At 50.8% G+C, this 10,731-nt stretch carries 7 protein-coding genes; 3 read left to right on the top strand and 4 right to left on the bottom strand.

Annotated features, from left to right (window positions below; translation table 11 throughout):
* The first annotated feature begins 769 nt into the window (after positions 1-769).
* On the top strand, positions 770-2,362 hold the full coding sequence (locus tag IQ235_RS08840; RefSeq protein ID WP_264321111.1) for an iron uptake porin: 1,593 nt from the start codon (positions 770-772) through the stop codon (positions 2,360-2,362).
* A 156-nt stretch (positions 2,363-2,518) separates the two neighbouring features.
* Here the strand turns inward: IQ235_RS08840 and IQ235_RS08835 are convergent, their stop codons facing one another.
* Positions 2,519-3,574 (bottom strand): Gfo/Idh/MocA family protein, encoded by a 1,056-nt coding sequence (locus IQ235_RS08835; protein ID WP_264321110.1) that lies wholly within the window; start codon positions 3,572-3,574, stop codon positions 2,519-2,521.
* A 280-nt stretch (positions 3,575-3,854) separates the two neighbouring features.
* Positions 3,855-4,205, bottom strand: coding sequence for a phenylpyruvate tautomerase MIF-related protein (locus IQ235_RS08830; RefSeq protein WP_264321109.1), 351 nt, complete (start codon positions 4,203-4,205; stop codon positions 3,855-3,857).
* Positions 4,206-4,412: 207 nt separating this feature from the next.
* On the opposite strand from IQ235_RS08830, the gene IQ235_RS08825 reads away from it, so the two are divergent.
* Complete coding sequence (locus tag IQ235_RS08825) at positions 4,413-6,557, top strand: choice-of-anchor Q domain-containing protein (protein ID WP_264321108.1); 2,145 nt, start codon at positions 4,413-4,415, stop codon at positions 6,555-6,557.
* Between the two features lie 127 nt (positions 6,558-6,684).
* Here IQ235_RS08825 and IQ235_RS08820 read toward each other — a convergent pair whose 3' ends face one another.
* Both IQ235_RS08820 and menB read right to left on the bottom strand, forming a co-directional pair.
* Positions 6,685-8,154 carry a catalase gene (locus IQ235_RS08820; RefSeq protein WP_264321107.1) on the bottom strand — a complete coding sequence of 490 codons (1,470 nt, stop codon included), beginning with the start codon at positions 8,152-8,154 and terminating at the stop codon, positions 6,685-6,687.
* A gap of 539 nt (positions 8,155-8,693) precedes the next feature.
* Positions 8,694-9,527: a 1,4-dihydroxy-2-naphthoyl-CoA synthase gene (gene menB, locus IQ235_RS08815; protein ID WP_264321106.1), complete on the bottom strand. Its 834-nt coding sequence runs from the start codon at positions 9,525-9,527 to the stop codon at positions 8,694-8,696.
* Between the two features lie 60 nt (positions 9,528-9,587).
* On the opposite strand from menB, the gene pip reads away from it, so the two are divergent.
* Positions 9,588-10,535, top strand: a complete 948-nt coding sequence (gene pip / locus IQ235_RS08810; RefSeq protein WP_264321105.1) for a prolyl aminopeptidase — start codon at positions 9,588-9,590, stop codon at positions 10,533-10,535.
* The last annotated feature ends 196 nt before the right edge of the window (positions 10,536-10,731 follow it).

The following is a 10,731-nucleotide window of genomic DNA, read 5'->3' as shown; positions in this document are numbered from 1 at the left end:
TTGTTGGAGAGCGGTGGGTGAAGCCGAAGGCGTGGCAGACGAGCTGGATTCCAGGGCGGCGAGTACTGCGGCTGCCGAGCCAAAACGCTCGCTCGGCGCGGCTTGCAACATTCGATTCAAGATCCCTTCGTGGCGATCGCTCCCAATCCGGACAAACAGAGACTCGAATTGAGTCTATTGCGTCACTGTACTCCCGGATGGTAGCTCGGTTGTCGGGATCGGTTTGGGAAATCATGTTGGGACGATCGAGCCGATCTGCGATTCGATCGTGGATAATCCGCTCGCATTTTAGAATCAACAGAACTTATGAAAACTGGTCGTTCAACCACTATCTATAGAAGCCAATGGCATACATGCGCGCTGTCTGTAGAGTTCCTGCGTAAGTCCTCAATCAATTCTCCGATGCGATCGATCGGTTCTTGATACTCGATAATGCGGACAATATCGTTAAATTCTTCACTCAACGTGCAACGGTTTTCGAGGTCTTGAATTGACGATTTTCGAGCGACTCGACATTTGAAGCAGCCATTAAATTTTCGATCGCGTCGAGCAAATATTGGATGTAGAGATCCAAGGGCAAAAAAGTATTAGAAGATATCAGAAAGATCGATCGAATTCTAGCTAAGATTCCAGGGAAACCCATAAAATCGTGAAAATTCGCACCAAACAACATATTTTCTATTTTTGGAAAGACACAACAAACCTATCTATAGTTGTCAGAGGCTGCTGCAGCAGTCGAACGATTCTGCTATCTGTTGTGAGCTGTCTGGTGACAGTCTCTCCAGCAATAGCATCGAGTAATGTATTAGAACGCAATTTCGTCAAGAGTGCGGCAATCGAAGTGAATGGAAGGACTCGATCGCCCAAAGTCGCTCTAGAAGATTCGATCGAAAACCGCATTCCCTCAGTCGATCGACTCTCGGACGTTCAACCCACGGACTGGGCGTTCGAGGCATTGAAATCTTTGGTGGAACGCTATGGTTGTGTTCGAGGAGATGGCGACGGTCGCTTTCGCGGCAACGAAGCCCTGACGCGCTTTGAATTCGCGGCCGCCCTCAACCTGTGTTTGGATCGCGTTGTCGCCCGCATGGGAGGGGCAAGAGAAGACTCGATGACGGCCGAAGATATGGTACTCCTGCGGCGGCTGCAAGCAGAATTTGCCAGCGAGTTGACCGCTTTGCAGGGTCGCATGACTTCCCTCGAAGCGCGAGCGAGCGACCTTGAAGCCACCCAATTCTCTACGACGACGGTTCTGCGGGGCGATATCGATTTTCGACTCACCAGTGCTTTTGGCGATCGCCGCGCTGTCTCACCCGGCGAACGTCCCACCGACGATATTGATTCCAATCTCACCTTGGGTTATCGGGCGAATCTGGCATTCGATACCAGCTTTACCGGACGAGATCGACTGCGCACCCAGTTCGTTGCTGGCAACCTCAACAGCTTCGCCAGTAGCGTCACGGGAACTGAGATGACGCGGATCGGTCGTTCGACCGATACCGAAAATAGTCTCCGCCTCAATACGCTGTTTTATGAATTTCCCGTGGGCGATCGTACCGAAATCTCGATCGCCGCCCTGGGAGACTATACCAGCCGTATCCTCCCCAACCTCAGTCCCGTCTCCTCGATCTCCAACTTTGGGTCCGAAAGTTCCATATTCTCGCGGGGTTTTGGTAGCGGTTTCCAGGTCTATCATCAATTCTCCGAGAAAGTAGCTTTCGGTTTGAGTTATTTAGTCCTTACCCCGAACGATCCAGAACAGGGACTGTTCGAGAGTCAGTCTCAAACCTTCGCGCTCGTCAATTTCACCCCGTCCGATCTTTTGGAAATCGGATTGCTTTACGCTCGCTACTACTCCAGCGAACCTGGAGAAACGGTCGATCTGACGGCCAACACCGGCAGCCAATTTGCCCAATTGCCCTTTGGTGGTAGTACGGCAACATCCGCAAACAGTTTAGGGATTGCGTCTTCTTACAAAGTGAGCGATCGGTTTTTGATGGGGGGTTGGCTGACCTATACCAATGCCATTGCCGAATCTTCCCCCCGACGCAATGGGTTTGATGCGCCTCAAGGTGCGGATGCCGATATTTGGAGTTGGGCCGTGACGGCGACTTTACTCGATGCGGGCAAAAAGGGCGATCGGTTAAATTTCGTGTTTGGCGTGCCGTCTCGGTTGGCTGATAACGACATTCCCGGACGGAGCGATCGCGACGCCTCCTATCACATTGAATTGTCTTATCGTTACCAAGCCACCGATGATATTTCGATCGTTCCTGGCATTTTATTAATTACCGACCCAGAACACAACGACGAAAATGATGATATCTGGATCGGATTAGTGCGAACGACTTTTCGCTTTTGAGCTAGAAAATCACAGGACTTAGAAGCATTCTTAGATTTAGTGGCATTAATGCGTTACACTGCGTGCTTTAGCGCAGCCATGTGCGAAGCACTATACACATCCGATAGATAGAGGCTTTGCGTCAGTCCTATTGCGGTTAAATTATCCCCGTAACGATTACCATTCTTCCACTCCCGACAACTCTCGATCCCGATGCTGCCAAACTTTGCCATCGAGAGCCATTTGCTCGATCGAACTGGCTAAGCGCAAGGCTTTAAGCGCCTGTTCTCCACCGACGGACGGTTGATTTCCCCCGCGAACGCAATGGACGAAATGTTCCAATTCTGCGTGTAAGGGTTCGATGTTGCTCGTCCGTACCTTCTCGATCAACCCATCCTGACGATACAACACCTGACCGTATGCCGTTCGGTAGTCGGCGGTGGTTTGACGGTGAATCAAAATTTCGTTACTGAGAAAATCCGCTTCTGTTAGGGAGTTTTTACAGTGAGCGATGATGGAACGACGCTTGCGATGGGTTACCTTGCTCGAAATTAGGGTGGCAACGATACCGTTCGCAAATCCCAGCGTTGCGGTGACGTAATCTAAGTAGCCGGAGTCGGAGGCGCTGCTGCCACTGGCGGTTAATTTGACAACGGGTTGGGGAACCAACTCCAGAAGTAAATCGATGTCGTGAATCATCAAATCCAACACCACCGAAACATCTGCCGCGCGGTTGGTATAGGGACTCATGCGATAGGCTTCGATCGCCAACAACTCTTCGGTTTTCAGAACGTTGCTCAGTTCTCCGAAGGCGGGGTTAAAGCGCTCGATATGCCCCACTTGCAGGATACAGCCAGATTCGGCAGCCTGATTGACGAGGGATTCCGCTTCGGCGATATTCGCCGCGATCGGCTTTTCGATCAGGACGTGCACTCCCCCTTGCAAACAGGTCATACCCACTGAATGATGTAACCGAGTGGGAACGGCAATACAAACGGCTTCGATGTGGGGCAGCAAATCGCGGTAATCTTCAAAAAAACGAGCGCGATACTTGCTCGCAGTATCGAGTCCCCGTTCTAGGTTGATATCCGATACCCCAACCAGCTCTACATCTTTGAGTAAGCTAAGAACCCGAGTGTGGTGCTGACCCATATTGCCCACCCCAATGACTCCCATACGGATGGGTTTGGGCGAGTTTTTGACCCCAGAACTATTGAATTGACCTACTGACATTGCTTCAGTTACTCTCTCACACTTTTTCTCCCCACCACAGGGAGCAAGCCTTTCGGTTTTGACGAACTTGCCGTCTGCCATAGAAGCCAATCGGGAGTAACGATCGTCAAAAAGAAAATCGCTTTTTGAGATGGCGCAATACCGACAACAGCCTATCTAGCAGAAAGCTAGGTACTTTTATCACACAGATACTATCACAGCGGCTTCATTTGTAAAGAATTTCAAAGCACAAGAGGGAGAAGGTCTTCGGGTGGTTATCGCCGACGTTCGTTAACCGGGCTTAGAAAGTTCCGCCGTTCCAACCCCACATCGATCGCTCGGCATCGGCAAACTCAATATAGATGCGATTTTCGGGAACCCCCAGCCGATCGTTAATCTGCTCGCAAAAGTCTTGACTCATCGCCTTCGTGCAATCGGGTGTCATCTTGCCAATACTTTTGACTTCAACGTAGCAAACTGGGTCTGAGGTTCCGGCAAAAGTCATCGATACATTCGGCTCAAAAGCCGTCATCACGTAAGATTCGGGTTTGCCTAGATGCTGGGCGAGTTTTGCCGAGAGGGTTTTGAGCATTACCTCAACCGCCGATCGATCGGGTGCAGATACAGAGGTTTGAACTTTGATAAGTGGCATCGTACAGTTTTGAGAAAAGTGGAAATGAGACCGGTTCGTGGTTCAGTCATCGACATCCCCACACCTTCTGTATTTTCTCATCTTTGCCTTCTCCCCAACACCTGTGTCCTAGCGAATAGGCCGGTTGCGAGATCGGGGGTGGGTTCTAAGGAATAACCACGGTAGGATTCCCCTACAGACGTTACCCATCATTTTCTATCAGCAACTATGGCAACCCTCACTGTCACATCTACTGCCGATCTCGGTTCTGGTTCCCTCCGGGAGGCGATCGCCGCAGCCGTTCCCGGAGATACGATCGCCTTCGATGCAGGTCTGGCAAATCAAACCATCGCCCTAGCGAGTACGGAATTGGAGATCGATAAAAACCTAATCGTCGATGGGGCGAATGCTGCGGGGTTGACCCTCAGCGGCAGCAATTCCAGCCGTATTTTCAGGATCGCCTCGGGGGTGGATTTTGCTTTGCGAAATGTCACCGTTGCCGATGGATTGTCTGGCGATCGCGGTGGGGCTATTTTCGCCCAGGGACAAAACACTTTAGCCATCGAAAACAGTCGATTTCTCAACAACACCGGCGGACAAGGTGGGGCGATCGCTGTTAATTCTCGCAGCAACCTCACCATCACCAATAGTCAATTTGATGGCAATCGATCGACTTCGACGAATGGCTTCAGTGGTGGTGCCATTAGTATTTTTGCCTTTAATACCACCACCATTCAAAACAGCGACTTTACTAACAACCAAGGTGTTAACGGCGGTGCGGTTTATAATCTCCTGAGCGGTTTAACCGTTCAAAACTCTCGCTTCGTCCAAAATGATGCCACCCCCGGCGCTTCGACGACGAATCCCAATGGTTTTGGCGGAGGTATTTTTGTCGATGGGGCAAGCGATCGAAACGATCCCGATTCTGGGACGATTTTAGTCCAAAATAGCCTTTTTGACAGCAATCGCAGTGCCGGACGGGGTGGGGGAGTTTTCTTCTTCCTCTACGATCCCGATGTTGCCCGAATCGAGGGTAGCACCTTTGTTAATAACGAAGTGATTCTTGATGTTGCCGGTGAGTCTCAAGGAGGTGGAATTTGGCATACCGACGGTCAATTAATGGTTGTAAATTCCACGATTGCCAACAACCGTGTTTCCAATCGCGGCGGTGGATTATTTGCCTTTGAAACAGCCGATGTTTCGCTGACCAATAGTACTTTTTCTGGCAATATCGCCGATGATGGCAATGGTGGCGGTGTTGGTGGCGCACTGCGACTCTCGAGTACGACCGAGATTACCAATACAACCATTGCTAATAACCGAGCTGGTAGTAACGCAGCGGCAATTTTCAGCCGAACGAATCCCGTTACCTTAACCAATACGATCGTTGCTAATAATACCGCTGGAGCTGACACAAATACAGACCGACAAACCAATATCACTTTCGAAGACGGTGGCAACAATCTCCAGTTTCCCGGTGTGACCAGTAGCGGCACGGAAGAACGCCGAATTACTGACAGCGTTGCGATCGCAGATCCCAACCTCAGCCCCTTGCAAGACAACGGTGGTGGTATCCTTACCCATGCATTACTTCCCGGTAGTGCGGCGATCGATGCCGGTCAAAATACGGTCGATCTGACCGCCGACGGACGCGGTGCACTTCGCACCGACGGACAAATCGATATTGGCGCATTTGAAGCTGGCGCAATTCCACCGGAAGGTTCAACGTTTACCCCCAATGACGATACCGTCACTTTGGAAAATATCGATGATTTAGCCAGCGCGTTAGCTGGAAACGATCTTGTTTTTGCTTCTGGTGGAAGTGACACCATTTTTGGAAATTCTGGCAACGATACGTTAGTGGGAAATTCCGACAGCGATTTTTTATCGGGCGATCGAAATAACGATCTGATCTTTGGAAATCAACAAAACGATCTCTTAGTGGGAGATGCCGGCAGCGATACCATTGTCGGCGGCCGAGATAACGATATTCTCTTCGGAAACACCGAAAACGACGTACTTTTCGGAGACCTTGGCAATGACAGTTTGTTTGGGGGGCAAAATGACGATACCCTGACGGGAGGAGATGGAGACGATCGCCTCAGCGGAGACTTTGGTAATGACAGTTTGGTCGGCGGTAACGGCAGCGATCGCTTCGTACTCGCGATCGGTCGGGGAAGCGACACCATCGCTGACTTTGAAAACGGCCCGGACTTGCTGGTAATGACGGAGGGCTTAACGTTCGATCGATTGACCATCACTCAAGACGGGGAGGCAACGGTCGTCACCGTCGCCGATCGTAACGAGATTTTGGTACGACTCGACGGCATTGGGATCGATCTAATCGGGGCTGAGGATTTCGCCATCGAATAGTACGGCGCGCATTCCGCAGGTTCGGTCGAAAAGTCAGCGAATTTAGTCGATATTGTTTCGTTGAGGCGATCGCAGTACCCATCGAGAGACCGCGATCGCCTCCCTCGTCAGCAATAGCCGGTTAAATTTATGTCGCTGGCGCGCTTCGATCGACTTTAATCCCCAGTCCTTTGGCAACGCGATTGCCGTAATCGCTGTCGGCTTGGTGGAACTGCCACAGTTGCTTCTCTTGAATCTCTTGGGGCACTTCTCCTAAGCTGCCGACGATATTATCCACCAACCGCTGCTTGGCATCCTCAGGCATCAAGCGATACAAATCCCCCGCTTGAGAGAATTCGTCATTGCCTTGACGATGGTCGTAGCGATCGACAGCCACATCCCCCAACGGCAGGGGCGGTTCTTGGTAATCGGCATTGGGTTTTGGGGCGCTAGGGTCGCTGTTGGGTTCGTAGTTCGCCGTACTACCGCCATTGTCGCCGTAAGCCATCGCCCCATCCCGTTGATAAGTGGCAAAGGGACATTGCGGCAAGTTGACGGGAAGTTGTTGGTAGTTGGTTCCCAAACGGTAACGGTGCGCGTCGGCGTAGGACATCACTCGGGCGAGTAACGTTTTGTCGGGGGAAAAACCAATTCCCGGCACGATCGCGCTGGGGGAAAATGCTGCCTGTTCGATTTGGGCGAAGTAGTTCTCGGGGTTGCGATTGAGTTCGAGAGTTCCGACTTCAATTAAGGGATAATCGCTGTGCTTCCACACTTTGGTCAAATCGAAAGGATTATCGGGGTGATTTTCGGCTTGTTCTTCGGTCATCACCTGAATGCAGAAACGCCACTGTGGATAGTCACCGCGATCGATCGCATCCCATAAATCTTGCGTGGTGAAATCGGGTTCTTTGGCTTTAATTTCTGCGGCTTCTTCTTCGGTAAAGTTTTCAATTCCCTGCTTTGTTTTAAAGTGGAATTTCACCCAAACTCGTTGATTTTCTTCATTGATGAAGCTGTAGGTATGGCTGCCGTAACCATTCATGTGGCGGTGGCTTTTGGGAATACCGCGATCGCTATAAAGAATGGTAACTTGGTGCAGGGCTTCGGGAGACTTAGACCAATAATCCCACCGCATTAACGGGTCTTTGAGATTATTTGCCGGACAGCGTTTTTGGGTATGGATGAAGTCGGGAAATTTGAGAGGATCTCGAATAAAAAAGACGGGGGTATTGTTCCCCACCATATCCCAGTTGCCTTCTTCGGTATAAAACTTTACCGCAAAGCCACGGGGGTCGCGCTCGGTATCGGCCGAACCTTTTGACCCGCCAACGGTTGAAAAACGAGCCAGTATGGGGGTTTGCTTGCCCACTTCACCGAAGAGGTCGGCTTTGGTATATTGGGTGATGTCCTTGGTGACGGTAAACGTCCCAAACGCACCAGCTCCTTTGGCATGGACGACTCGCTCGGGAATGCGTTCGCGATTGAAGTGAGCGAGTTTTTCTTGTAGGTGAAAGTCGTGAATGACCACCGGGCCTCTCGGGCCTGCGGTGAGAGAATTGTCGTTGTCGGCGATGGGATACCCATCTTTTGTAGTGAGTGTTTTGCGTTCTTCCATCAGAAACCTGTTCGATTGTTAAATTAATCCATTTTCCGGGGCAGCAGCTTTACAAGATTTCGGTTTTAATTGATTAACCTAATCTTCTAATTTCACTTTTTATTCGGTAAAGCGACTACAACGAGCGATTGCTTTTTATTGTACTACATTCACACGATCTTAATTTTAAGATTAAATTAGTTGAATGTTTGAGATATTTTCTCTGTCAAAAATCCATCAAATTTGAATAGATTTTGAGATGGGATAGACTATTTTTTCACAGGTCAAAATCGTACGATCGATTGAAATCGAACGCATCTATCTAAGGGTAGACACGAACCATCGATCGAAAGCGCAACGATGCTAGGGGAGATAAAACCCTTGAAATCGCCTGTCAATTTGACGGGCGATCGACCGATTTAAGCTCGCGTGCGTCTAAAATCGATCGCCCGTACCCGAAACGGGCAATGGGGAACGGGGAGTGGAAAAGGATCGAGCGAGAGTTTGCCGTTGTTGTTCGATCGAATTCAAACGCACAACGGCTTAACGCAGTATTTTCTTCAAGGCAGCCAGGGATACTGTCGAAAATCCGGGGGGCGTTTCTCCAAAAAAGCCTGCTTCCCTTCCGCTCCTTCCTCGGTCATGTAGTACAGTAACGTGGCGTTCCCAGCCAGTTCTTGCAACCCCGCCTGCCCGTCGCAATCGGCATTAAATGCGGCTTTGAGACAGCGAATGGCGATCGGGCTTTTTTGCAGGATTTCCCCCGCCCACTGCATTCCTTCGGCTTCTAACTGTTCGACAGGAACCACACAGTTCACCAACCCCATCTCCTGGGCTTGTTCGGCGCTGTACTGACGGCAGAGAAACCAAATCTCCCGCGCCTTTTTCTGACCCACAACGCGCGCCAAGTAACTCGCGCCGAATCCCCCGTCGAAACTGCCCACCTTCGGCCCGGTTTGCCCGAAAATGGCGTTGTCGGCAGCAATGGTGAGGTCGCACACCAGATGCAGGACATGTCCCCCTCCAATGGCGTATCCCGCCACCAAGGCAATCACCACCTTAGGCATCGATCGAATCAGGCGCTGCAAATCCAATACATTCAAACGGGGGACTCCCGCATCGTCAACGTAACCCGCTTTTCCCCGGACGCTTTGATCGCCGCCGGAACAGAAAGCGTACTTTCCATCGGTGTGGGGACCGGCCCCGGTGAGGAGAACAACACCAATTTGAGTATCTTCGCGGGCATCGGCAAAGGCATCGTAGAGTTCAAAAACCGTTTGAGGCCGGAAGGCATTGCGCTTGTGGGGACGGTTGATGGTAATTTTCGCGATGCCATCGGTTTTGTGATAAAGGATATCTTCGTAGGTTTTTGCCGTTTGCCAATCAACTTGCATAGGGGGTGCGATTGCGACTACAGTTTGAGCATTGTACGGCAAAAGGCGCGATCGTTCCTTATGCGAAAGCTTTACCCCAGCATCGAACCCTACCGCACGGGGACGCTGCAAGTTTCCGACTTGCATACGATTTATTACGAAGAAGCGGGCAACCCGGACGGTAAACCAGTGGTGTTTCTCCACGGTGGCCCCGGCGGCGGTAGCCTTCCCACCTACCGACAGTTTTTCCATCCCGATAAATGGCGAATCGTATTATTCGATCAGCGCGGTTGCGGCAGGAGTACTCCCCATGCGGAATTACGGGAGAATACCACTTGGGATTTAGTCGGGGATATTGAGAAACTGCGGAAACATCTGGGGATTGAAGAGTGGGTGGTGTTCGGCGGCAGTTGGGGAAGTACCCTATCGCTAATCTACGCCCAAACCCATCCCGATCGCGCTCAAGCGTTGGTGTTGCGCGGCATTTTCATGTTGCGCCCCAAAGAATTGCGTTGGTTTTATCAAGAAGGATGCAGCAATATTTTCCCCGATGCTTGGGAGGACTATCTCAAACCGATTCCAGAAGAAGAACGGGGGGATTTGATTGCGGCTTACCACAAGCGTCTCACCAGCGATGACGCGGACGTTCGGGCAGAAGCGGCCCGCGCCTGGGCGATGTGGGAGGGGAGAACGAGTAAATTATTGCCCGATCCTGGGGTCGCGCAAAAGTTCGGACAAGATCGGTTTGCAGAAGCCTTTGCCCGGATTGAATGCCACTATTTTGTGAATGGGGGCTTTTTCGATCGCGAAGACCAAATACTAGCCAATATCGATCGCATTCGCTACATTCCCACCGTTATCGTTCAGGGACGCTACGATGTGGTGTGTCCGATGGTGAGTGCGTGGGAGTTGCATCGCGCGTGGCGGGAGGCGGAGTTGGTTGTGGTTCCCGATGCGGGACATTCCATTAGCGAACCGGGGATTACCAGTGCCTTAATCGAAGCAACCGATCGATTTGTCAAGTTATAAATTTTGGCGTGTCGAGGCTTCAATATTGCTCGATCGTAACAGCGATCTCCGTTTTCAACGAATGACGTAATGTATGATTTCAATCTCGATTTGCAACTGAGTCCATCGATTTTGATGATTGCAATAAACTGCTTCGATACCTTCTCTTCATCGAAGAATCGATCGAATTGTTATCCTGAGTTACATCCTCATAGAG

Source organism: Zarconia navalis LEGE 11467 (assembly GCF_015207075.1).
In the GTDB taxonomy this organism is placed as follows: Bacteria; Cyanobacteriota; Cyanobacteriia; order Cyanobacteriales; family Geitlerinemataceae; genus Zarconia; species Zarconia navalis.
The sequence above is the reverse complement of the archived record's forward strand: the minus strand, read 5'-3'. Positions and strand labels throughout refer to the sequence as shown.

Coding starts and splice junctions, on each gene's coding strand:
- IQ235_RS08835 (WP_264321110.1), bottom strand. CDS start 3,574: ATGTCAGTAGGTCAATTCAATAGTTCTGGGGTCAAAAACTCGCCCAAA.
- IQ235_RS08830 (WP_264321109.1), bottom strand. CDS start 4,205: ATGCCACTTATCAAAGTTCAAACCTCTGTATCTGCACCCGATCGATCG.
- IQ235_RS08825 (WP_264321108.1), top strand. CDS start 4,413: ATGGCAACCCTCACTGTCACATCTACTGCCGATCTCGGTTCTGGTTCC.
- IQ235_RS08820 (WP_264321107.1), bottom strand. CDS start 8,154: ATGGAAGAACGCAAAACACTCACTACAAAAGATGGGTATCCCATCGCC.
- menB (WP_264321106.1), bottom strand. CDS start 9,527: ATGCAAGTTGATTGGCAAACGGCAAAAACCTACGAAGATATCCTTTAT.
- pip (WP_264321105.1), top strand. CDS start 9,588: ATGCGAAAGCTTTACCCCAGCATCGAACCCTACCGCACGGGGACGCTG.